24 protein-coding genes and 1 tRNA gene are annotated in these 22,256 nt (G+C 70.7%); 14 read left to right on the top strand and 11 right to left on the bottom strand.

Annotation, left to right across the window (positions count from 1 at the left end; translation table 11 throughout):
- Nucleotides 1-9 precede the first annotated feature (9 nt).
- Nucleotides 10-432: an HIT family protein gene (locus tag DYZ02_RS08590; protein WP_115685871.1), complete on the top strand. Its 423-nt coding sequence runs from the start codon at nt 10-12 to the stop codon at nt 430-432.
- Here DYZ02_RS08590 and DYZ02_RS08585 read toward each other — a convergent pair.
- The 4 genes from DYZ02_RS08585 to DYZ02_RS08570 form a co-directional block, all read right to left on the bottom strand.
- Nucleotides 429-1,172 carry a MerR family transcriptional regulator gene (locus DYZ02_RS08585; RefSeq protein WP_115685870.1) on the bottom strand — a complete coding sequence of 248 codons (744 nt, stop codon included), beginning with the start codon at nt 1,170-1,172 and terminating at the stop codon, nt 429-431. The genes DYZ02_RS08590 and DYZ02_RS08585 overlap by 4 nt on opposite strands.
- A gap of 34 nt (nt 1,173-1,206) precedes the next feature.
- Nucleotides 1,207-2,607 carry a sensor histidine kinase gene (locus DYZ02_RS08580; protein WP_115685869.1) on the bottom strand — a complete coding sequence of 467 codons (1,401 nt, stop codon included), beginning with the start codon at nt 2,605-2,607 and terminating at the stop codon, nt 1,207-1,209.
- Between the two features lie 20 nt (nt 2,608-2,627).
- Nucleotides 2,628-3,335 carry a response regulator transcription factor gene (locus tag DYZ02_RS08575; protein WP_115685868.1) on the bottom strand — a complete coding sequence of 236 codons (708 nt, stop codon included), beginning with the start codon at nt 3,333-3,335 and terminating at the stop codon, nt 2,628-2,630.
- Between the two features lie 195 nt (nt 3,336-3,530).
- Nucleotides 3,531-3,606: transfer RNA gene (locus tag DYZ02_RS08570), tRNA-Thr, on the bottom strand.
- Nucleotides 3,607-3,686: 80 nt separating this feature from the next.
- On the opposite strand from DYZ02_RS08570, the gene thrE reads away from it, so the two are divergent.
- The 5 genes from thrE (at nt 3,687) to otsB (ending at nt 8,165) form a co-directional block, all read left to right on the top strand.
- Nucleotides 3,687-5,174, top strand: a complete 1,488-nt coding sequence (gene thrE, locus DYZ02_RS08565) for a threonine/serine exporter ThrE (protein WP_115685867.1) — start codon at nt 3,687-3,689, stop codon at nt 5,172-5,174.
- Between the two features lie 84 nt (nt 5,175-5,258).
- A complete protein-coding gene (locus DYZ02_RS08560; RefSeq protein WP_115685866.1) occupies nt 5,259-5,630 on the top strand; it encodes a histone in 372 nt (123 codons plus the stop codon).
- A gap of 11 nt (nt 5,631-5,641) precedes the next feature.
- The gene (locus tag DYZ02_RS08555; protein WP_115685865.1) at nt 5,642-6,946 is read left to right on the top strand and encodes an alpha,alpha-trehalose-phosphate synthase (UDP-forming); all 1,305 of its coding nucleotides are present in this window, start codon (nt 5,642-5,644) and stop codon (nt 6,944-6,946) included.
- A complete protein-coding gene (locus DYZ02_RS08550) occupies nt 6,943-7,404 on the top strand; it encodes a hypothetical protein (RefSeq protein ID WP_245945737.1) in 462 nt (153 codons plus the stop codon). Before DYZ02_RS08555 ends, DYZ02_RS08550 begins: the two co-directional genes overlap by 4 nt.
- Nucleotides 7,401-8,165: a trehalose-phosphatase gene (otsB, locus tag DYZ02_RS08545; protein WP_115685864.1), complete on the top strand. Its 765-nt coding sequence runs from the start codon at nt 7,401-7,403 to the stop codon at nt 8,163-8,165. The genes DYZ02_RS08550 and otsB overlap by 4 nt, the downstream gene beginning before the upstream one ends.
- Here otsB and DYZ02_RS08540 read toward each other — a convergent pair.
- On the bottom strand, nt 8,113-9,186 hold the full coding sequence (locus DYZ02_RS08540) for a LacI family DNA-binding transcriptional regulator (RefSeq protein WP_115685863.1): 1,074 nt from the start codon (nt 9,184-9,186) through the stop codon (nt 8,113-8,115). The genes otsB and DYZ02_RS08540 overlap by 53 nt on opposite strands.
- Before the next feature lie 94 nt (nt 9,187-9,280).
- Here DYZ02_RS08540 and DYZ02_RS08535 point away from each other — a divergent pair, with 94 nt between their 5' ends.
- Genes DYZ02_RS08535 through DYZ02_RS08515 form a run of 5 tightly spaced genes read left to right on the top strand, consistent with a single transcriptional unit; the run spans nt 9,281 to nt 13,980 of the window.
- Nucleotides 9,281-10,156, top strand: a complete 876-nt coding sequence (locus DYZ02_RS08535; protein ID WP_115685862.1) for a metal ABC transporter solute-binding protein, Zn/Mn family — start codon at nt 9,281-9,283, stop codon at nt 10,154-10,156.
- On the top strand, nt 10,153-10,842 hold the full coding sequence (locus DYZ02_RS08530) for a metal ABC transporter ATP-binding protein (RefSeq protein WP_115685861.1): 690 nt from the start codon (nt 10,153-10,155) through the stop codon (nt 10,840-10,842). The genes DYZ02_RS08535 and DYZ02_RS08530 overlap by 4 nt, the downstream gene beginning before the upstream one ends.
- Complete coding sequence (locus tag DYZ02_RS08525; protein ID WP_115686439.1) at nt 10,842-11,693, top strand: metal ABC transporter permease; 852 nt, start codon at nt 10,842-10,844, stop codon at nt 11,691-11,693. Before DYZ02_RS08530 ends, DYZ02_RS08525 begins: the two co-directional genes overlap by 1 nt.
- Nucleotides 11,694-11,696: 3 nt before the next feature.
- Complete coding sequence (locus DYZ02_RS08520; RefSeq protein WP_115685860.1) at nt 11,697-12,518, top strand: CE1 family esterase; 822 nt, start codon at nt 11,697-11,699, stop codon at nt 12,516-12,518.
- Nucleotides 12,519-12,555: 37 nt separating this feature from the next.
- Complete coding sequence (locus DYZ02_RS08515) at nt 12,556-13,980, top strand: HNH endonuclease signature motif containing protein (protein ID WP_115685859.1); 1,425 nt, start codon at nt 12,556-12,558, stop codon at nt 13,978-13,980.
- On the opposite strand, the gene rlmB is transcribed toward DYZ02_RS08515, so the two are convergent.
- The 5 genes from rlmB to DYZ02_RS08490 are packed head-to-tail and all read right to left on the bottom strand — an operon-like array spanning nt 13,977 to nt 18,165.
- A complete protein-coding gene (rlmB, locus tag DYZ02_RS08510) occupies nt 13,977-14,921 on the bottom strand; it encodes a 23S rRNA (guanosine(2251)-2'-O)-methyltransferase RlmB (protein ID WP_115685858.1) in 945 nt (314 codons plus the stop codon). The genes DYZ02_RS08515 and rlmB overlap by 4 nt on opposite strands.
- Nucleotides 14,922-14,936: 15 nt before the next feature.
- Nucleotides 14,937-16,352 carry a cysteine--tRNA ligase gene (cysS, locus tag DYZ02_RS08505; protein ID WP_245945736.1) on the bottom strand — a complete coding sequence of 472 codons (1,416 nt, stop codon included), beginning with the start codon at nt 16,350-16,352 and terminating at the stop codon, nt 14,937-14,939.
- A gap of 5 nt (nt 16,353-16,357) precedes the next feature.
- Entirely contained in the window at nt 16,358-16,831 is a 474-nt protein-coding gene (gene ispF / locus DYZ02_RS08500; RefSeq protein ID WP_115685856.1) for a 2-C-methyl-D-erythritol 2,4-cyclodiphosphate synthase, read from the bottom strand.
- Between the two features lie 35 nt (nt 16,832-16,866).
- Nucleotides 16,867-17,550, bottom strand: coding sequence for a 2-C-methyl-D-erythritol 4-phosphate cytidylyltransferase (ispD, locus tag DYZ02_RS08495; RefSeq protein ID WP_115685855.1), 684 nt, complete (start codon nt 17,548-17,550; stop codon nt 16,867-16,869).
- 9 nt (nt 17,551-17,559) lie between these two features.
- Nucleotides 17,560-18,165, bottom strand: a complete 606-nt coding sequence (locus tag DYZ02_RS08490) for a CarD family transcriptional regulator (RefSeq protein ID WP_115685854.1) — start codon at nt 18,163-18,165, stop codon at nt 17,560-17,562.
- A gap of 210 nt (nt 18,166-18,375) precedes the next feature.
- Here DYZ02_RS08490 and DYZ02_RS08485 point away from each other — a divergent pair, with 210 nt between their 5' ends.
- From DYZ02_RS08485 to disA, 3 genes are all read left to right on the top strand, one after another.
- Nucleotides 18,376-18,945, top strand: coding sequence for a hypothetical protein (locus tag DYZ02_RS08485; RefSeq protein ID WP_115685853.1), 570 nt, complete (start codon nt 18,376-18,378; stop codon nt 18,943-18,945).
- A 122-nt stretch (nt 18,946-19,067) separates the two neighbouring features.
- Nucleotides 19,068-20,444 (top strand): DNA repair protein RadA, encoded by a 1,377-nt coding sequence (radA, locus tag DYZ02_RS08480; protein WP_115685852.1) that lies wholly within the window; start codon nt 19,068-19,070, stop codon nt 20,442-20,444.
- Between the two features lie 11 nt (nt 20,445-20,455).
- Nucleotides 20,456-21,514, top strand: a complete 1,059-nt coding sequence (gene disA / locus DYZ02_RS08475) for a DNA integrity scanning diadenylate cyclase DisA (RefSeq protein WP_115685851.1) — start codon at nt 20,456-20,458, stop codon at nt 21,512-21,514.
- A 12-nt stretch (nt 21,515-21,526) separates the two neighbouring features.
- Here the strand turns inward: disA and DYZ02_RS11410 are convergent, their stop codons facing one another.
- The gene (locus DYZ02_RS11410; protein WP_245945729.1) at nt 21,527-22,249 is read right to left on the bottom strand and encodes a hypothetical protein; all 723 of its coding nucleotides are present in this window, start codon (nt 22,247-22,249) and stop codon (nt 21,527-21,529) included.
- Nucleotides 22,250-22,256: the final 7 nt, after the last annotated feature.

Raw genomic sequence — 22,256 nt, 5'->3', positions numbered from 1 at the left:
TGGGCGGGCATGAGCACCGTATTCACCAAGATCCTGAACGGGGAACTGCCCGGCCGCTTCATCTACCGCGACGAGACGGTGGCGGCGTTTCTCTCCATCGAGCCGATCGCCTACGGCCACACCCTCGTTGTGCCCGTCGAGGAGGTGGACAAGTGGACCGACCTCTCCCCCGCCCTGTGGACCCACATGAACGAGGTGGCCAAGGAGATCGGGCAAGCGCTTATCGACGCCTTCGGTTCCCAGCGCGCCGGCTACCTCATCGCAGGCTTCGAGGTGCCCCACGCGCACATCCACGTCTTCCCCGCCAACGACATGTCCGGCTACAACCTGGCCAACGTCACGCCCGCCGACCAGACAGACCAGGCGAAGATGGACGAGGCCGCGGAGCTGCTGCGCGAGCGGCTGGGCACCAACGAGGCTGGCCGCCGCTAATCCCACGCGGGCTGGGCAAGGTCAACGCCCTCCCGCTCCGCCCGCTTTTCGACGAGCCGCAGCAGGTAGTCCTGCTCCCCCGCGTACGCGGCGTGGAAGCGCTCGTCTTCGACGTACATCCGGGCCAGAATGAGCTGGCGCGCCGCGGTGACGGGGTACCAGGCGCCGAGCGCCTCGCGGTGGCGCAGGACCAGGGCGTCCGCCTCCTCGGAGCCGGGCGCGACGCCGCTCTCGCGGGCGCGGGTCAGCGCGGCCGCGAACTCCTCCTGTTCCTCTTGGAATGCCCGGATGTCCCCGCCGCCCATCGCGGCGAGATTGTTCTGCGATCGGGCCCACTCCCTCGTGCCGCCCCACCTCTCCTCGGCCTCGCGCTGGTACTCGCCCATGTGCTCGCCGAGGTACGTGCTCAACTTGTCCATGTTTGCCTCCTTGATGAGTTGATCCACTGTCCGCACCTGGTTTTTCAGCAGCCGCGCCTTTTCCTGCAGGGCGCGGCGGTGGCGCCGCAGCGCTGCGGTGAGGAGCTCGGCCGGTGGGGCGTCGAGAAGCGGTGCGATCTCCGCGAGGGGGATCCCCGCCGTCTGGAACAGGGCGATGGAGGCCCCGCGCTTGAGGTCGTCGTCCGAGTAGACGCGGTAGGCCCCCTCGCGGCGCGGGACGAGAAGCCCCATCGCGTCCCAGTGCCGCAACGCTTTCGGCGAGACCCCGATGGCCTCCGCTGCTTCGCTGATCAGGTGCATGGTGGACAGTGGACCGCCTGCCGCAGGGGAAAAGTCAAGCCCGCGGGGAGTTTTCGTGGAGCATCGGCAGGGAGATGGTGAACGTGGACCCTTGGCCCGGCGCGGTCTTGACCGAGATCGCGCCACCGTGCTGCTCCACCAGAGACTTCGTGATGGCCAGCCCCAGGCCGGAACCTCCGCCGCTGGCGCGGTTGCGGGAGACGTCGGCGCGGTAGAAGCGCTCGAAGATGTGCTCGGCGTCCTTCGGCTCCATGCCCACCCCGTCGTCGGCGATGTCGATGAAGACCTTGTCCAGGTTCTCGCGCAGGGTGATCCTCACCTTCGCCTCCGGGCCGCCGTGCTTGAAGGCGTTGGTGATCAGGTTCAGCATGACCTGGTGCAGGCGGTCGGGGTCGCCCTCCACGGTGGGGACCTTGAGGGTGTCGTTCGTGATTGTCACGGAGCGCTCGGGGAAAGCCGCGCGCGCCGAGTCCGCCGCCGAGGCGCACAGCTCGAGCATGTCCACGGTGCGGGTCTGCAGCTGTGCGCCCTCCGCGCGGGTGAGCGAGAGGAGGTCCTCCACCAGCAGCTTCATCCGCCCCGACTCCTGGTCGATCTTGCTCAGCACCATGTCGGCGTCCGGCGCCATCCCCTTGTGGTAGAGCTCGGCGTAGCCGCGGATGCTGGTCAGGGGCGTGCGCAGCTCGTGGGAGGCGTCGCCGACGAAGCGGCGCATCTGCTCCTCCTTCGCGCGCGACTCCTCCAGCGATTCCTGCAGCTGCCCCACCATCGTGTTCACCGCGTAGGACAGCTTGCCCACCTCGGTCTCCCTCGGCCAGGAGGGGACGCGCCGGGAGATGTCGCCGTCGGCGATGGCCAGGGCGGTGTTCTCGACGTCGCGAAGCGGGGCGAGCGCCCGGCGGACCAGGTAGTTGCCCGCGAAGGCGATGAAGAACACGGCCAGCCCGCAGATACCCGCCTCCGTGATGGCCAGGGAGGCCAGCATGCGGCGCTCCGAGTCGAGGGACTTGGCCACGTACTGGATGCTGCCGTCGGGGTTGTAGCGCGCCAGCGCCCGGTAGGAGCGCTCCGGCTCAACGTTCTTGCTCGACGTGATCGTCTGCGGCTCCTGCCCCTTCAGCTGCGAGTAGTCGGGCGGGCTCGCAGGGGTGAAGTAGCTGATGGTCTTGTCCAGGCTCGGGTAGTAGATCGCCTGCGTGAACTCGCTCGGCGCGCCCGTGTTGGGCCAGGGCGAGACCTGCGCCGCCCACGTGTCCAGCCCGGCGCGCAGCTGGTCGTCCGCGCGCTGGTAGAGCAGCCCCCGCATGAGGAGGTACACCGCGGTGAAGCTCATCGCCATCGCCAGCACGGACACGACGAGGACGACGCCGACGAGGCTCTTCTGCAGGGGAATCCGGCTCGCGGAATCCCGCAGGGACAGGGGACGGTAAATCATCGGGCCCGGCTTCCGCGCGCCTACTGGCGCGGTGTGCGCAGCACGTAGCCCACGCCGCGCACGGTGTGGATCAGCGGGACGTCGCCGGTGTCGATCTTGCGGCGCAGGTAGGAGATGTAGGACTCAACCACGTTGCCGTCCCCGCCGAAGTCGTAGTGCCACACGTTGTCCAGGATCTTCGCCTTGGAGAGCACCACCTCGGCGTTGAGCATGAGGTAGCGCAGCAGGTTGAACTCGGTCGGCGAGAGGTCGATGATCTCGCCGCCCTTGGTCACCTCGTGCGTGTCGTCGTTGAGGGTCAGATCCGCGTAGCGCAGGGTGGCGTCGTTCTCACCCTCGTCCGTGACGTTGCCGCGGCGCAGGATCACCCGCAGGCGGGTGATGACCTCCTCCAGGGAGAACGGTTTGGTCACGTAGTCATCCGCGCCGATGGTCAGGCCGTGGATCCGGTCCTCCACAGCGTCCTTCGCGGTGAGGAACAGCACCGGGCCGTCGAGGCCCTCGCCGCGCAGCTTGCCCAGCAGCTCGAAGCCGTCCATGCCCGGCATCATGACATCGAGGATGTAGGCGTCCGGGCGGAACTCGCGGGCCAGCTTCAGGCCGTCCTGCCCGGACTCGGCGCTCTCCACCTCGAATCCCTGGAACTTGAGAGAAACGGTGATGAGTTCGACGATGTTCGGCTCGTCATCGACGACGAGGACCTTCACGCCCTGGTTGTTGTCTGCCATGTGGGGGCTCCCTTTCCAAAAGTGTCTGAATGAAATTAAACACGCGAAATCTGAACATTCACTGAATGGAGACTGGATTCGAGGTTTCTCTTTTGGGGAAGTTGGCTAGGTGCGGGGCGTCGCCGCGCGGCTCGGCGGGGGCTCGCCCGGGGGCTGCCTTACGCGGCGCCACGGGCACCAGAGGAGGAAGAAAAGTGGAGCTGGAGACGAGACTTGAACTCGCAACCTACGCATTACAAGTGCGTTGCGCTACCGATTGCGCCACTCCAGCAGTGAGCAGAAGTGTACACGGCGACCCCCTCGGCGCGTGAACCGGAACCAGCCTATAGGGTTTGCGGTGTGGCAGCAGGGATGAGTGCAGGGTTGGGCAGGGTCCGGGACGTGTTCCGCCAGAGTTCGCGCAACGTCGCGACCATTGACGAGGCGCGCACCTCGCCGCCGCCGTCGGTCCTCGCGCCCATCGACCTGACCGATCCCGCCCAGGTCGCCGCGGTCATGCACATCGCCGCGCGGATCGGCTCGATCCTCATCACCAACGGGACGACGAGCTCGGACGTCAAGGCCCACATCCACACGGTCACCTCCTCCTACGGGCTGCACTACTGCCACGTGGACATCACGGTGAACACGATGACCATCCACACGATCATCGGGGTGGAGCGCCGTCAGCCGGTGAGCGTGTTCCGCGTGGTGGACGACTTCTCGTACAACTACCACAAGCTGCAGGAGGCGGACCGGCTGATCCGCTCGATCCGCTCGGGCGCGACGCCGCCGGAGATGGCGGAGAAGATCCTCGACGACATCGAGCGCGAGTACATCCCGCACCGCAACCTGCGCTTCCTCGGCGGCTGGGCCGTCATGGGCGCGGCCGTGGGCATCCTCCTCGGCGGGGACCTCTTCATGGCGTTCATCGGCGGGCTGACGGCCTTCCTCATCATGGTGATGAGCAAGATCCTCTCGCGCAACGACCTGCCCTACTTCTTCCACTGCGCGATCGGCGGGCTCCTCGCCACCGTGCCCGCCGTGATCTTCTACCGCTTCACCGCGGCGCTCGACTACACGATCGTGCCCAGCCAGGTCATCTCCACGGGCCTGGTGGTCCTGCTCGCGGGCCTCACGCTGGTGCAGTCGCTTCTCGACGGCATCACCGGCTCCCCGGTGACCGCCTCCGCCCGGTTCTTCCAGACGATGCTGTTCACCGGGGGCATCGTGGCCGGGGTGGCGATGGGCATCACCGTGTCCGACCTGCTGGGCGTCGGCCTGCCCCCGCTGGAGACGATGCTGGGCACGCCGTCGTTCAGCTCGGCCCTGGTCCGCATCGCCGGCAGCACCGTCGCGGCCGCGGCGTTCGCCGTGACGTGCTTCGCGGAGCGCCCCGCGATCGTGGTGTCGGCGGCGACGGGCTTCGCCGGCTCGGTGATCTACTACGTCTTCCTCCTCCCGCTCGGCGCGGGGCGCCTGCTGGCCACCTTCGCCTGCGCCTTCATCGTGGGCCTGCTCGGCGGCCTGATTTCGCGCCGTTTCCTGATCAACCCCGTCATCACCGCCGTGGCGGGCGTGACGCCCTTCCTCCCCGGCTCGGGCATCTACCGCGGCATGTACGCGATGCTCAACGAGCAGATGGTGGTGGGCCTGACCAACCTGTCCCTGGCCGTGGGCACCTGCGTCGCCCTGGCCAGCGGCGTGGTCCTGGGCGAGTGGCTGGCGCGCCGGATCCGCCGCCCGCAGATCTTCAACCCCTACGGCGCCTTCCGGCGCGCAGGGCGCGTCACCTTCCAGCAGATTCGCCGCGCGGAGCAGGCGGCCCGCGGGCGGCGGCGGCGCAAGCCCACTGCCTAGCGGCGGGGGCGGGGCCTGTACGTTTGGCGTAGGATTGAAAGGCCAGTGATAGGCCTACCCGTGCTTGCAGAAGGAGACGCTTCAGTGCCACCCAAGATCACCGATTCTCGCCCCTCCCCCGAAGCCCTCCACGCGGTTGAGGAGCAGACTGCCTCTGGCGCTCGGCGGATCGTGGCCACCTACGCGGAGGACTTCTTCGACGGCGTCACCCTGATGTCCATGCTCGGTGTGGAGCCGCGGGGCTTCGTTTACAAGAAGTTCGCCGAGGAGCAGGAGGCCGCCGCTGCCGCGGCCTCCGCCGGCACCGCCAAGAAGGCCACCAAGAAGAAGGCGACGACGAAGAAGGCCACCAAGAAGAAGGCGACCAAGAAGGCCGCGAAGAAGGCCACCAAGAAGACGACGAAGAAGGCCGCGAAGAAGACGGCCACGAAGTCAACCTCGGCCGGCCAGTCCTAGGAGCTGCACTTATGTCGGGCGCCAACCGCTTCGTCGTCGTTGCCAACCGCCTCCCCGTGGACCGCGCCGCGGACGGATCGGGGTGGGAGGCCTCCCCCGGGGGGCTCGTGGCGGCGCTCGCGCCGGTGCTGCGCGCCCACAGCGGTTGCTGGGTGGGCTGGCCTGGCGAGGCCGACACCGAAGTGGAGCCCTTCGAGTTCGACGGGATCCAGCTGCGCCCGGTCCGCCTCGACCAGAACGACTTCGAGAACTTCTACGAGGGATTTTCCAACTCCTCGCTCTGGCCGCTCTACCACGACCTGATCGTCCCGCCGCGCTACGAGACCGAGTGGTGGGAGTCCTACCGCGACGTCAACCGCCGCTTCGCCGAGGCCGCCGCCGCGGCCGCGGAGGAAGGCGCCGTCGTGTGGGTGCAGGACTACCAGCTCCAGCTCGTGCCCGGCCTGCTGCGCGAGATGCGCCCCGACCTGACCATCGGGTTCTTCCTCCACATCCCCTTCCCCGCCCCCGACATTTTCCGCCAGCTGCCGTGGCGCGAGGAGGTCACCGCGGGTCTCGAGGGTTGCGACCTGATCGGCTTCCAGCGCGCGGAGGATGAGGAAAACTTCCGCGCGCTCGTCGGCGAGGACGGCCCGCGCACCGGCACGTTCCCCATCTCCATCGACCCGTCCTCCGTGGTCCGGGGCGGCGAGGGGGACGTCGAGAAGCTGCGGGCGAGCCTGGGCAACCCCGCAACGCTGCTGCTCGGCGTCGACCGGCTCGACTACACCAAGGGGATCCTCCAGCGGCTCCTCGCCCTCGAGTCCCTGCTCGAGCAGGGCAAGCTTGACGACGTCACCTTCGTCCAGCTGGCCACCCCCTCGCGCGAGAGGATCGACCACTACCGGCAGACGCGCCGCGAGGTGGAGGAGGCCGTCGGCCGGATCAACGGCCAGTACGGCCGCGTGGGCCGCCCCGTGGTGCACTACATCCACCGGCCCGTCCCGAAGGAGATGCTCGGCGTGTTCTACGCCGCGGCCGACGTCATGCTCGTCACCCCATACAAGGACGGGATGAACCTGGTGGCCAAGGAGTACGTCTCCTGCCACCCCGAGGGCGACGGGGCGCTGGTGCTCTCCGAGTTCGCCGGTGCGGCGGTGGAGCTCGACCGCGCGTACCTGTGCAACCCCTTCGACCTCCCCTCCGTGGAGGAGGCGATCCTCGCCGCCGTCGAGGCCGACCCGGAGGACCGGGAGCAGCGCATGCGGGCGATGCACGCCTGGCTGCAGGACCACGACGTGGACCGCTGGGCGAAGTCTTTCCTGGAGGCGCTGTGAGCGCGCGCCTCGCGGCCGGGTTCGCCGCCACCGCCCTGGGCGCGGTGTGCGCCGGGTGCTCCGGCGGCGCGGCGCCGCAGGACGAGACGGGGCTGACGGGCCCGACGTGGCAGATCGTCGCCCTCTACACCGACCCGGCCACCCCCGGGGAGCTGCCCGCCGACGCGGCGGGCAAGGCGTCGCTGGCCTTCGGCGACCGCTCGATGACCGGCCAGACCGGGTGCGCGGCGGTGAAGGCCACCACGACCACGGAGGGCGAGGTGCTGCGCCTCGCCGACGTCGAGATCAGCGACATCGGCGAGTGCGACGGGGGTTCGCGCTACGTCCACGACAGGCTCGTTGGCCTGCTCACCCCGGGCGCCGGCTTCGAGGTGCGCCGCCTCGGCGAGGGCGAAGCGGTGCTGACGAAGACGGACGCCGGCGTCGAGCCGCCGTCGATCCGGGTGATGTCCCTGTGACCTCGCTTGACGACGCCCTCGCCCGCCTCGCCGCGGCCGACAGCCTCCTGGTCTGCCTCGACTTCGACGGCACGATCTCCGAGATCGTCAGCGACCCCGCCGCCGCCCGCGCCAACCCCGCCGCCCTGGCGGCCATCGAGGAGCTCTCAGCGCTCCCGGCCACCGAGGTGGCCGTGCTCAGCGGCCGCCACCTCGAGGGCCTGCGCGGCGTGCTCCCCCTCGGCGACCCGGTCGTGCTCGTCGGCTCCCACGGTGCCGAGCCGACCCAGGGCGGACCCGCGCTGAGCAGCGCCGACGAGGCCTACCTGGCGCGCATCCAGGCCGAACTCGAGGGCATCGCCGCGACGGCGCCCCCCGCCTTCGTGGAGATCAAGCCCTACCAGCGCGTCATGCACGTCGCGGCGCTCGCCGACGAGGACCCGCAGCGCGCCGCCGCCCTGCTCGAGCGGGCACGCCTCGTCGACCCGGAGGGCCGCCCCGTCACCGAGGGCCGCAACGTGCTCGAGTTCTCCGCCCTCGACGTGAACAAGGGGACGTGGCTGGCCGGCCACAAGACGGCCTTCGCGGCGACCCTCTTCGCCGGCGACGACACCACCGACGAGGACGCGATCGCCCAGCTCGGCCCGGAAGATGTGGGCATCAAGGTCGGCGCAAAGCCCTCCGCCGCCGGGCTGCGCCTGCCCACCGTCGACGCCATGGCGGGCTTCCTCACAGATCTAGCGGCCGCGCGCGCGGAGCGGAGACCGTCCGCCCGGCGATGAACTCCGTGGGCAGGATCGTGCGCGGGGCGGCGGGGGTGGCGTCGATAAGCGAGCCCAGCACCCGCCCCACCTCGCGGCCCTTCTCGGTGTTCGGCTGGTTGACGGTGGTCAGACCCAGGTAGCGGGCGGCGGCGATGCCGTCGAAACCCGTCACGGACAGCTCCGCGGGGACGAGGGGGCCGAACGCGTCGAGCACGCCGAGGGCCATCGAGTCCGTCGTGCACAGCACCGCCGTCAGGTCGGGGTGGGTGCCCAGCAGCTCCCGCGCCCCGTCCGCCGCGGACGCCAGATCGTTGAAGTGGCGGTTGACGATGGGCGCCTCGCCCACGCCCGCGTCGCGGAACACCTCCAGCGCCCCGCGCACGCGGTTGCGCTGCACGTGCATGTCCGAGGCCTCCACCTCGCCGGGCGTGACGGCGCCGTCGCGGGGGGCGCTGAAGAGGCGCTTGGTGAGGATGCCGATGCGGCGGTGGCCGGCGTCGACAAGCGCCCGCGCCGCGGGCTGGATCGCGGCGAAATCGTCGATACCCACGTAGGGCACCCCGCGCAGCGTGGCGGGCTGGTCGCACACCACCACCGGCAACCCGCGCTGGCGGGCCGCGCGCAGGTGCGGGTCGCCCGCCGGGACCGAGTAGACCACGAAGCCGTCCACGATCGCCCCGGTGGCCAGCCCGGCGTTCGCGCCCGAGCCCTCCCCCGGCCCCACGGGCAAGAGGGTGAGCGAGACGTCGTTGCCGGTGGCCAGGCCCGCCAGAAAATCCACGGAGGCCTGGTCCTCGAAGGCGTAGGAGAGCCGCTCCGTGAGGATCACCCCGACCGCCCCGGCGCGGCTCGTGCGCAGCGAGCGGGCCGTCGGGTTGGGGCCCGCGTAACCGCGCTCGCGCGCCGTGGCGAGGATGAGCTGACGCAGCTCGGGCGAGAGCTGGTCCGGGCGGTTGTACGCGTTGGAGACCGTGGTGCGGGAGACGCCGAGCTCGGCGGCGATGGAGGCCAGGGTTGCCCTGGGAGCGGGGCGGGGCATGGCTCCATCGTATTGCCCGGCGCCGAAGGCGGGCGCAGCGCACCGTGCGCACCAATTATTGAAACATGTTTTCAACAGTGCTTGGATAGAGAGCATGCCTAGATTCACTTCCCTGCGCGCCGCCGCGGGCGCTCTCACCGCGACCGTCACCGCCCTCGGACTCGCCGCCTGCTCTCCCGGGGCCACCGACAGCTCCTCCGCCTCCTCCACCGCGCCCGCCGAGGGCGCGCCCGAGACCGTCGCCACCACGCAGGTGTGGGCGGACGTGGCCAGCTCCGTGCTGAACCGCGAGGTCGAGGCCGTCATCTCCAACGCCTCCACCGACCCCCACGACTACGAGCCCACCGCGGCCGACCACGCCAAGATCAACTCCGCCGACCTCGTCGTAGCCAACGGCGGAGCCTACGACGCCGCCCTCTACTCCACCGCGGACCACTCCAAGACCATCTCCGCCCTGCCGCTGGCCGAGGGCGCCGGCCACGCCCACGAGGGCAACGAGCACGTCTGGTACTCCCCCGCCACCGTCAGCGAGGTGGGCCGCAAGATGGCCGAGTCCGCCGGCGGGGACTCCAACACGGACGCCCTCGACGCCTCCATGTCCCAGATCTCCGAGTCTCTGACAAAGCTGCCCACCGCGCGCGTGGCCCAGGTCCACCCGATCGCCGACGCGCTGATCGAGGAGTCCCCGCTCGAGCTGGTCACCCCCGACGCCTACCGCGACGCCACCCTGAGCGAGACGGAGCCCTCCACCGCCGCCGTCGCCGAGTTCATCGACGCGCTGCGCGCCGGCGAGATCGACCTGCTCATCTCCAACCCGCAGAGCCCCAACGCCTCCGCGCAGCGCATCGTCGACGAGGCCAAGGCGAACAACATCCCGGTAGTCGAGATCTACGAGACCCCGCCGAACGGCGAGAACTTCCTCGACTACTTCGCCCGCGTCGTCGGGGAGATCGGCCAGGCCCTTCAGTGATAGCGCGGCTTAGCGACGCAACCGTCGAGCCGCTCTGGAGCAACGTCAACCTCGAGCTGGCCTCCGGCGAAATGGTGGCCATCCTCGGGCCGAACGGCTCCGGCAAGTCCACCCTTTTGAACTGCCTGGCGGGCATCCGCCGCCCGGAGCGCGGGCGCGCGGAGATCCAGGGGCGCCTCGGCTACATCCCGCAGCAGCGCATGTTCCCCCGCGACCTGCCCATGCGGGCACGCGACCTCGTCTCCCTCTCGCTGGGCCACGGGGTGCTCACGGGTCGGCGGGGGCGGCGGGCGGACGTCGATAAGCTGCTCGAATCCGTTGGTGCCGGCCACCTCGCTGACCGCCGCGTGGGCACCCTCTCCGGCGGGCAGCAGCAGCTGGTGAGGCAGGCGCAGGCGATGGCGAACGATCCCGAGATCCTCCTCGCCGACGAGCCCTTCCTCTCGCTGGACGTCTCCCACCAGCGCGAGACCGTGGAGCGCTTCGCACGCTCGGGGGCGGCCGTGCTCATGGTCACCCACTCGATCGACCCGGTGATCGACGTCGTCGACCGCATCCTCTACATCGGCCCGCGCGGGCACGTGCTTGGTAGCGTTGACGAGGTGTTGCGTTCCTCCGTGCTCAGCGAGCTCTACGGCTCCGCCGTCGACGTGGTCACCGTCCGCGGGAAGACGGTGATCGTGTGATCGGCCTCCTCACGGGGGCGTTCGAGCAGACCCGCTACCTGCTCGGCTTCGACTTCGTCCTGTCCTCCCTCGCCGCCGCCGCCCTGCTGGGCGTGCTCTCCGGCGTCATCGCGCCGCTGGTGATCCTGCGGGAGATGTCCTTCGGCGTCCACGCCACCTCCGAGCTCGCCCTCATGGGCGCCGCCATCGCCCTGTTCTTCGGCGTGAGCCTGAGCCTCGGTGCGGTGGCCGGCTCCGTCTCGGCCGCCCTGCTGCTTGTGCTGTTCGGGCTGCGCGGGGGCAACGACGCCGCCGTCGGCGTGGTGATGAGCTTCGGCATGGGCGTCTCCGTGCTGTTCCTCTACCTCTACCCCGGCAACTCGACCACGGCGCTGGCGCTGTTGACCGGGCAGATCGTCGGCGTGACCGGGGCAGGGGTGCGCTCGCTCGCGGTGGCCACGGTGCTGGTCGTGGCGATCGTGGCGCTGCTGTGGCGCCCCCTCCTCTTCGCCTCTGCGGACCCCGAGGTCGCCGCCGCCGCGGGAGTGCGCGTGCGCCTGGTCTCGCTCGCCTTCGCTGTACTCCTCGGCCTGGCGGCGGCCCAGACGGTGCAGATCGTCGGCGCGCTCCTTGTGATGTCGCTGCTCATCGCCCCGGGCGCCAGCTCGGTCGCCATTACCGCGAACCCGCTCGCGGCCGTCGCGTGGTCGGTGCTCTTCGCCGAGCTCGCCGCCGTCGGCGGGCTGCTGCTCTCGCTGGCCCCCGGGCTGCCGGTCAGCGTCATGGTCTCCTTCATCTCCTTCGCCATCTACCTGGTCTGCAGGCTCGTGGGCTGGCGCAGGGCGCGGCGCATCCCCGCGGTTAGGGTATAGGGAATGAACACCGCCCGCCGCTCACTCGTCCACGACGGCAGGAAGCGGACCTGGGTCGAGGTCACCGACGGCGACTTCGACACCCTGCTCCTCTTCCTGCACGGCTCCCTCCAGTCCGCCAACGTCGCCCGCAACTTCACGGCCAACACCTTCGACGCGCTCGCCGCGCGCGGCTGCGCCGTGGTCTACCCGGACGGCGTGGAGCGCCACTTCAACGACCTGCGCCGCGACTTCGCCGAGTCCGCCCGCACCCTCGGCATCGACGACGTCGGCTTCCTGACCGCGCTCGTCTCGCTCTACGACGCGCCGCGCGTCATCGGCTGCGGCTTCTCCAACGGCGGGCAGATGCTCATCCGCATGCTTTTCGACGCCCCCGGTACCCTCCACGGCGTCGGCCTGTTCGGCGCTGCCCTCCCCGCCCCCGAGAACGCGCTCGTGGACCTCGCCCGGGCACCCTGGGTGCCCACCCCCGTGCTCGCCATGCAGGGCACCGCCGACCCCATCGTCCCCTACTCCGGGGGCGTCGCGGGGCTCGGGCCGAGCAACCGCGGGCTCACCCGGTCCGCGCTGGACTCCGCCGCCTTCTTCGCCACTCTGAACCACGCCGCGCGGCACTCGGCGTCGGAGCCGCGCGAGGGGGTGCGGGTGGACGCGTGGTCGGGCGGCGACGCGCCCGTCGAGCTCTGGTCCCTCGAGGGCGTCGGCCACGTCGTGCCCGCCCCGAAGAAGCTCGACGCACGCCTCGGCCCGGGCACGGACAAGGTGGTCGGCGCCGAGGTCGCTGCCCGGTTCTTCGGGTTGACAGATCGAACAGGTTTGCTATAGTCTTTCGTGTCAGGGGCCACATTCGAGGGGGCGAACCATGGAAAGGCTTGACGAGATCAACGCGACGCTGCGGCGCGCGTTCTCCGAGCTCGAGGAGATATTCTCGGATCCCGCCAGCCTCACCTTCGCCACCGTGCGCGAGCACGTCGAACAGCTCGAGGGGATCGTCCACGCCAAGGCGCTTATCGACGCCTCCTTCGCGCACCTGTGCGAGCGCGACGACGCCGGCCGCCACGTCGGGTCGCGCTACCCCTCCGCCTACCTCACCGAGAAGCTGGGGATCTCCCGGGCGGAGGCGCACAACCGCCTCGCGCGCGGGCGCGACCTTTTCGCGCCGCCGGAGCCCGAGCCCGGTGCTGAGGCGGGTGGTGACGCGGACGCTGCTGGCTCGGACGCCGAGCGGGAGAAGAAGGACCAGCGCAGGGCGCGGAAGGGATCGGCACGCGTCGCGGCGGAGAAGCAGCGAATAATCAACCACGAGCTCCGCGCCCTCCTCCCCGCCGCGACACCGGGCCGCGCGGAGCTGCTCGCGGACGCGCTGCGGGCCGCCGCCACCCGCAGCCCGGAGGACCTGCGGCGCTGGGTGCGCCGCCGCGTGGAGCAGGCCAACGCCCGGGCCCCGCGGCGCCCGAACCCGCGGGACCCGCTCGGGCCGTACCGGAACCGCTGCGCGAGAATCGGGCTGCAGCGCACCGACGGCACCTGCGACATCACCATCACCGCCCCTGCGGGCGAGGCGGCGCTGATCAAGGCGCTGCTCGACGCCGGCCTCCACCCGGGGTCCAACCTGCCCGAAGGCGAGGCCGAGAAGGACTCACGCACCCCTGGGCAGCGCCGCTTCGACCAGCTCGCGGCCATCTTCCACCACTACGAGGCGACCGGCGGAGCGGGCGGACGCTCCCGAGGGGCAGCCTCCGTGGTCCTCGCGGTCACCCCCGAGGACCTCGCGCGCGCCGGCTACGCCACACGACTCACCACGAACATCGGCATCGATCTCGACTGCTACGACATCCTCCGCCTCGGCCTGTGTGGCAGCGACTTCGTGGTTCAGCTCGACCCGGTGAGCGAAATGCCGCTGGCGATCGGCCGCACCCGGCTGGCGAACCTCGCCCAGCGCCTGGCCCTGTTCGCCGCCCAGGGCGTGTGCGCCTGGGAGGGCTGCACCACCCCCTTCTCCGAGCTGGAAATACACCACCTCGACGCCTTCGCGGCCGGCGGAGCGACCTCCATCGACAACCTCATCGGCCTGTGCCGGCAGCACCACCGCTGCAACAACGACCGGAAGGATTTCGGCGGCGGCCTCAACCACATGGCGCGCGACCCAGGGACGGGGCGCGTGGGCGTGGCCCACCCCGACGGAACGATCCGCTTCAACACCACCGAGGACGCCGAGCGCGCCCCCGGCCGCCGGCTGCGCCACCGGGAGCGCACGAGAGCCGGAAGCCCCGCCGCCCCCGTTTAGCTGCGCGCCACCCGGCGCTGGCGCGCGAACTCGCTGAGCACCACACCCGCCGCCACCGAGGCGTTGAGGGATTCCACCCACGCCTCGGTGGGGATCGACATGATCACGTCGCAGTTCTCGCGCACCAGGCGCGAAATGCCCTTGCCCTCCGAGCCGACGACGATGACCACCGGGTCCGTCGCCCCGTCGAAGGTGTCCAGGGTGTGCTCCCCGCCCGCGTCGAGGCCGACGACCATGTAGCCGTTGTCCTTGAACTCCTTCACCGTGCGGGTGATGTTCGTGGCCTTCGCCACCGGCAGCCGCGCCGCCGTGCCCGCCGAGGTGCGCCACGCCACGCCCGTCACCTGGGCCGAGCGGCGCTCCGGGATGATCACGCCGTGGCCGCCGAACGCGGCCGCGGAGCGGATCACCGCGCCGAGGTTGCGCGGGTCGGTGATGTTGTCCAGGATGACGAACATCCCCGTCTCCCCGCGGTCCTTGACCCCCGCGATGAGGTCGAAGACGTCCGCGTACTTGTAGGGCTGGATGCGCAGGCCGATGCCCTGGTGCAGGCCGTTGCCCGTCATGTTGTCCAGGTCCCGGCGGGGCACCTCGTGGACCGGCAGGCCCTTCGAGTTCGCCAGGGTGACGGCCTCGCTGAGGCGGTCGTCGTGGCCCGTGCCCTGCGCCACGTACAGCGCCTCGGCGGGCACCTTCGCATGCAGGCACTCGATGACCGGGTTGCGGCCCACCACGAGGTCGACGCCCTCGCGCTCGTGGCGCCCCGAGTTACGCCGCTCGCGCTCCAGCTTGCGCTTGTGCGCGGAATGGTAGACGCGGTCCTCCGCCTTCGGGGTGGCGCCCTTGCCCTTCAGGCCGCGGCGGCGCTGGCCGCCCGAGCCCTTCGTGGCGCCCTTCTTGCTGGTCTTCTGCTTGTCGGGGCGCTGGTACGGTTTTGCCATAGCTTTACGGTCTTCCTAGTTCTCGGGTTGCGGCGTCGTCAGTGCCCACTGCGGGCCGTCGGGGGTGTCGGTGACCTCGATGCCCGCCGCCGCCAGGCGGTCACGCACCTCGTCGGCGACGGCCCAGTCCTTTTCGGCGCGGGCCTGGGTGCGGCGCTCGAGCTCCGCGCGCACCAGCACGTCGAGGGCAGCCTCCGCCGCCCCGCTTGCCGACGCCCCCTCCGACCACTCCCCCGGATCCACGCCGAGCACCGCCGCCATGGCGCGCACGCCCGCCGCGATCTCCCGGGCGGTGCCGGCGTCCCCGGCGGCGAGGGCCTTGTTGCCCTCGCGCACGGCGTTGTGGATCTCGGCGAGGGCCCGGGGCACCCCGAAGTCGTCGTGAAGCGCGGCGGCGAATCCCTCGGTCCACGTGGACGGCTCGGGCGTGCCGGCGCGGGCGACGAAGTCCTCGATGCGCCGGTAGCCCGCCGCCGCCTCTTGCAGCGCCTCGGGGGAGTACTCGAGCACGCTGCGGTAGTGCGCGGAGCCGAGGTAGTAGCGCAGCTCGACGGGGCGCACCGCCTCGAGCATGTTGTCGATGGACAGCACGTTGCCGAGCGATTTCGACATCTTCTCGCCCGCCATGGTTACCCAGTGGTTGTGCATCCAGTAGCGGGCGAAGCCGTCGCCGACGGCGTGGGACTGGGCCTGCTCGTTCTCGTGGTGGGGGAACTGCAGGTCGAGCCCGCCGCCGTGGATGTCGAACTCGGAGCCCAGGTACCAGGTGGACATCGCCGAGCACTCGAGGTGCCAGCCCGGCCGGCCCTCGCCCCACGGGGTGGGCCAGCTCGGCTCGCCGGGCTTCGCGGCCTTCCACAGGGCGAAGTCGTGGGCGCCGCGCTTGCCGCGGTTGTCGGGCTCGCCCTGCTCCATCTCCTCGACGCGGTTGCCGGACAGGGAGCCGTAGTCGGAACCGGCCGCGCGCACCCAGGCGTCGACGTCGAAGTAGACGGAGCCCTCCGCGGCGTAGGCGAAGCCGCGGTCGATCAGGCGCGACATGTAGTCCACCATCTGCGTCACGTGGCCCGTGGCGCGCGGCTCGACCGACGGCGGCAGCACGCCGAGCGCGTTGTAGGCGCGGGTGAACTCGCGCTCGTAGGTGGACACCCACTCCCACCAGGGGCGGCCGTGCTCGGCGGCCTTGGTGAGGATCTTGTCGTCGATGTCGGTCACGTTGCGCACGAAGGCGACGTCGTAACCCTGGGCGACGAACCAGCGGCGCACGATGTCGAAGGCCACGCCGGAGCGCAGGTGCCCGATGTGCGGCGCCGACTGGGGCGTCGCCCCGCACAGGTAGATCGAGACGCGGCCCTCGCGCAGCGGCTCGAAGCCGCGCAGCGAACGGGTTGCAGTGTCGAAGATGCGCTGGGAGGTGTTGGCCGAATTCACACGCATCAGCTTAGTTCAACCAGCGCGGTGGCAATGGCTGCCCTGCCCTCCCCCGAGCCCGTGAAGCCCATGTGGTCGGTCGTGGTGGCCGACACCGACACCGGCGCCCCAAGCGCCTGCGAGAGCACGCGCTCCGCCTCCTCGCGCACCGGACCCATCTTGGGCGTCTGGGCGATCAGCTGGGCGGAGACGTTGACGAGGCGGACCCTGTTGACGTCGAGAAGCTCCCGGAGCTCGGTGAGCAGGCGAACCCCCGTGACCCCGTCGTACTCGGGGCGGCCCACCCCGACGAAGGAGCCGAGGTCGCCGAGCCCCGCGGCGGAGAGGACCGCGTCGACGATCGCGTGGCTGACCACGTCGCCGTCGGAGTGACCCTCGCACCCGTCGGCGCCCTCGTGCAGGATCCCCGCGATCCAGCATTCCTTGCCTGCCTCTACCTGGTGCGCGTCGAAGGCGCTGCCCACGCGAATGTTGCTCATGGCACCTACCGTACTTGCACCGGCCGCACTTGCACCTACCGTGCCTGGATGACCGCCTCCGCCAGCAGCATGTCGGACGGGGTGGTGATCTTGAACGCCAGCGGGTCGCCCTCCACCGTGGCCACGGGCACCCCGAACCACTCCATGAGGCTGGCGTCGTCGGTGGCCACGAAGTCGGGGCGGGCCTCGAAGTAGGCCTCGTTGGCGCGGCGCAGAGTGGCGAGGTCGAAAGCCTGCGGCGTCTGCACCGCACGCAGCCGGGCGCGGGAGGGGGTGGACACCACGCGGCCGTTTTCGACCTCCTTGATGGTGTCGGCGACGGGAACCACCGGCACCGCAGCCGGGGCCCCGGCGGCGACCGCCCCCGCCACGCGGGCGATCATCGCCGGGGGCGTGAGGGCGCGGGCGGCGTCGTGGATGAGCACGACCGCGTCGCGCTCCCCGATGACGCCCAGCCCGTTGAAGATGGAGTCGGCCCGCTCCGCGCCGCCGTGCGCGAACCGCACCTCCCGGCCCGGCAGCGCCTCCCGCGCCGCGCCCTCCATGTCGGGGCTGACCAGGACCACGACCTCGTCGACCACCCCGGAGTCCTCCAGGCCCGCGACCGCGCGCTCCAGGAGAGTGCGCCCGCCGAGCTCGACGTAGGCCTTCGGCAGGTCCGCGCCGAGGCGGGTTCCCCGGCCCGCGGCGGCGACGATCGCTACTACGCGGCGGCGCACCCGTGCCCTCTACTTCTCGGTGTCGTTCTCGTCGGCCTCGTCGTCGAAGCTGAGGTCGTCGAGGTCCACGTCGTCGTCCTCGTCGAGGTCCGCCCGCGGGTCCACGGCGATCCCCGCGGCGACCTGGGCCTCGATGATCTTCGCGATCTCGGCCTCCATCTCGTCGGCCTTCTTCTCGTCCACCGGCTCCGCCAGCGCGAGCTCGCCGACCAGCACCTGGCGCGCCTTGCCCAGCATGCGCTTCTCACCCGCCGACAGGCCCTTGCCCTGGTCACGGCGCCACAGGTCGCGCACGACCTCGGCCACCTTGTTGATGTCGCCCGAGGCCAGGCGCTCCTGGTTCGCCTTGTAGCGCCGCGACCAGTTGCCGGCCTCCTCCACGTCGGTCTCGCGCAGCACCGAGAACACCTTTTGCAGGCCCTCCTCGTTGACCACGTCGCGCACGCCGACGAGCTCGGTGTTCTTCACGGGCACGCGGACCTCGAGGTCGGACTGGAGAATCTTCAGCACGAGGAAGTCGAGCTTCTCCCCGCCCATCTCGCGCTGCTCAATGTCGGCGATGCGCGCGGCGCCGTGGTGCGGGTAGACGACGACTTCTCCGACTTTAAATTCCATGGACTCTCCAGACTCTCCTTAGCCGTGGGCGTTGCCACCTTTACAACCTCCCCACATTAGCACCCCCGCCCCCAGCGCGCGGCGGCCGAAAGGTTTACCCCCGAATGACCCCTCGGCCCCTGTAGCGCACCCCACTCGCCGAGCCCGAAACTGGGAAAAACACACGCCCACGGGCTATGGTGAACGGAGATAAAAACGTGAACGAAAAGTATGGAGGACACTCACGTGAAGTCCCTGAAGCCGGCCGCCGCCGTCTCCGCCATCGCCGCGTCCGCTCTGCTGCTCGCAGGCTGCTCCGCGGGCCAGATCACCCAGACCTCTGACCAGGTCGCGGCCGTCGACGGCGCCGGCGCCGCCAGCGACAACCAGGAAGTTGCCGTTCAGGACGTCACCGTGGTGCTGGACGACAACGGCCAGGCCGCCCTCAAGTTCACCGCGATCAACCAGAACGACAACCGCAAGCCGCACACCCTGCAGTCCGCCACGGTCAACGGAACCCCGGTCCAGCTGGGCGGCCCGACCGAGATCCCGGCCCAGTGCACCCTCGTCGGCGATTCCGCCGCGTCCCTGAGCACCATCCCGCAGGCTGAGGGCGACTGCATCCAGTACGTCCCGACCACCGTGGTGAACAACGACTTCGCTTTCGGCGGCAACGTCGACGTCTCTTTCCGCTTCGACGCCGGCAACGTCGACGTCACGGCCACGGTTTCCGCGCCGACCCTGCCCTCCGGCGAGTCCCACCGCAACGCGGGCGAGGACCAGGCGCACGCCGCCCACTAGGCACCCGCTTTTCGACGCCACCGGCCGCCGCACCCCGTGCGGCGGCTTTCGCGTTTCTCCGCCTTCCCGCAGCTCAGGGGCTTACCGGCGGGCGTGTCGGGGCCGTGCCCTAAAGTGAGCGCATGGCCAAAAAACAGCGCACCCTGCACACCTGCTCCGAGTGCGGCTACTCCTCTCCGAAGTGGCTCGGCCGCTGCCCCGAGTGCGGTTCCTGGGGCACGTTGCAGGAGCAGACCCCGCTGGCCTCGGCCGCATCCGCCAGCGGGCCGGTCTCCCTCACCGCGCTCACGCCCTCCGCCCCGGCGGCCCCGATCACGAGCATCGACGCCGCCGCCACCCGCACCACCCCCTCCGGCATCGGGGAGCTCGACCGGGTGCTGGGCAGCGGCGTCGTCCCGGGCTCCGTGGTCCTCATGGCGGGCGAGCCGGGCGTCGGTAAGTCCACGCTGCTGCTCGAGGTCGCCTCGCGCTGGGCGAAGCTCGGCGACCGCACCGCCCTCTACGTCACCGCCGAGGAATCCGCCGGACAGGTCCGCACCCGCGCGGAGCGCACCGGGGCCCTGCACGACTCGCTCTACCTCGCCGCCGAGTCCAACCTCGACGTCGTCTTCGGCCACGTCGAGCAGCTCAAGCCCTCGCTGATGATCGTGGACTCCGTGCAGACCATGCACGCCCCCGGCGTCGAGGGCGTGCCGGGCGGAGTCGCGCAGTCGCGCGCCGTCACCGCCGCCCTGACCACCCTGGCCAAGACGACGAACCTGCCCATCCTCCTCGTCGGGCACGTGACCAAGGACGGAAACGTCGCCGGACCGCGCGTGCTGGAGCACCTCGTCGACGTCGTGCTCAACTTCGAGGGCGACCGCCAATCCAGCCTGCGGCTGCTGCGCGGCATCAAGAACCGCTTCGGCGCCACCGACGAGGTCGGCTGCTTCGAGCAGACTTCCGAGGGCATCCGCGAGGTCCCCGACCCCTCCGGACTGTTCCTTTCCCACCGCGGCCGCACGCCCGACGGCTCGGCGGTGACCGTGGCGATGGACGGCGTGCGCCCCATGCTGGCCGAGGTGCAGGCCCTGACCGTGGACCCCGTGAACAAGAGCCCGCGGCGCGTGGTCACGGGACTCGACTCCAACCGGGTGCCCATGGTCCTCGCCGTGTTGCAGGCCCGCTGCGGGGAGCGCACCAACGACAAGGACGCCTACGTGGCCACCGTCGGCGGCGTGCGCATCACCGAGACCGCCACCGACCTCGCCGTCGCCCTGGCCACCTGGTCCAGCCTGCACGAGCAGCCCCTTCCCCCGAAGACGGTCGCCGTGGGTGAGGTGGGCCTGGCCGGGGAGCTGCGCCGCGTGCCCAACCTGGGCCGCCGCCTACAGGAGGCGGCGCGGCTGGGCTACACCCGCGCGATCGTCCCGGTGGGCGAGGAGGTCCGCGTCGAGGGGATGCGCATCTCGCGGGCCGCCACCCTGAGCGAGGCGATCGAGGCCGCCGGCGGGCGTTAGGATGTGACGCTATGACCGACAACGCCCCGGCGGACAACCAGCTCCGCGAGACCCTCCAGCGGCTCGCCCCCGGCACGCCGCTGCGCGACGGACTCGAGCGCATCCAGCGCGGACACACCGGCGGCCTCATCGTCATCGGAGACGGCCCCGAGGTCATCGAGCTCTGCGACGGCGGTATCTCCTTCGACGTCCCCTTCCAGCCCACCCTCCTGCGCGAGTTGTGCAAGATGGACGGCGCCGTCATCCTCTCCGCCGACGGGACCCGCATCCTGCGCGCCAACGTGCAGCTCGTGCCGTCGCCCTCCTACCCGACCGGCGAGTCCGGCACGCGCCACCGCGCCGCCGAGCGCACCGCCCTGCAGACCGGGGTCCCCGTCGTCTCCGTCTCGGCGTCGATGAACACCCTCACCCTCTACGCGGAGGGGCAGCGCCACCTCATGGAGGAGCCGACGGTGCTCATGCAGCGCGCCAACCAGGCCCTGTCCACCGTCGAGCGCTACCGCTCCCGGCTCGACCTGGCCAACCAGCGCCTCTTCGTCGCGGAGATGAACAACTACGCCACCGTCAGCGACGTGCTCAACGTGCTGCAGCGCCAGATCATGCTGGAGCGCGCCGCCGATGACATGGACGAAAACATCGTGGAGCTCGGCGTGGACGCGCGCCAGCTCACGCTCCAGCTCTCGGAGCTGCGCGGCTCTGCGGACGAGATCGACATGCTGGTGCGCGACTACATCGCCGCCGCCACCATCCCGGACGACGACTCCGTCGCCGAGTCGATGGCGGCGCTCGCGGCGCTGCCCGATTCGCAGCTGCTCAACGCCGCCACCCTGGCCCGGGCGCTGGGGCTGCCGGCGACGGAGGAGAACCTCATGCAGGACGTCGTGCCCCGCGGCTACCGGGCGCTGTCGCGCATCCCGCGGGTGCAGAAGTTCCTCATGGACCGCGTCGTCTCGGCCTTCGGGGAGCTGCCGAACCTGGTCAACGCGGAGCTCGACGACATCGCGGCCGCCGAGAACGTCTCGCCCCTGTGGGCGCGGCACATCTACGACGGCCTGCGGCGCTTCGCCTGAGCGGGCGCCCGGCTACGGGCGCAGGGTGAAGTCGGCCGGGGCCGAGGCGTGGTCGCCGATCACGGCGTGGAGGTAGTAGGAGCCGGCCGGGACCTCCTGGCGGTCGGAGCAGCGGCCCGGCTGGGAATCCTTGCGCGACCAGATGGCCTCGAAGTCGCGGGCCTTGGCGGGCGCGAAGGTCTCCTCCCCGGTGACAACCGCGGGGTGGCAGTCGGTGTCGGACCAGATGCGCTCGTTGGAGGCCATGTCGTAAACCTCGAAACGCAGCTGCTGGGCGTTGAGGTCCACCACGCAGTCGGCGGCGGTCGGGTTCTCCACGCTCATGTAGAAGGTGGGCTGCTCCCCGGCCGCGTAGCTGGGCTCGCTGGTGCGGGCCGTGATGCTCAGGTCCTTCAGCTCGCAGGTCTTCTTGCCCGCCGCGGCGTTGGTGGAGCTCGCGGCGGTCGTCGGCTGCGTGGACGAAGGCGAGCCCGAGGTCGTCGGGGAAGCCGAGGCGGACGAGGTGGTCGAGTCGCTGGGCGCGGGCACCGTCGGTTCCGTCGTGATGTTCTCCGTCGCCGGCGCGGTGGTGGTCTCGGAGCTTCCCGAGCCGGAGCGCGCCGCGGCCGTCAGGCCCCACACGACGAGGACGATGAGCAGCAGGAGGATCGCGAGCGCGGCGACGCGGCGGCGCATGTAGATCTCGGGCGGCAGCGGCCTGCGGTCGTTCCTGGGGTCTGGGGATGGGTACGTCACGACCTCA

Origin of the sequence: Corynebacterium senegalense, assembly GCF_900411315.1 — a bacterium.
In the GTDB taxonomy this organism is placed as follows: domain Bacteria; phylum Actinomycetota; class Actinomycetes; order Mycobacteriales; family Mycobacteriaceae; genus Corynebacterium; species Corynebacterium senegalense.
This window is presented reverse-complemented; position numbering and strand designations above follow the sequence as displayed.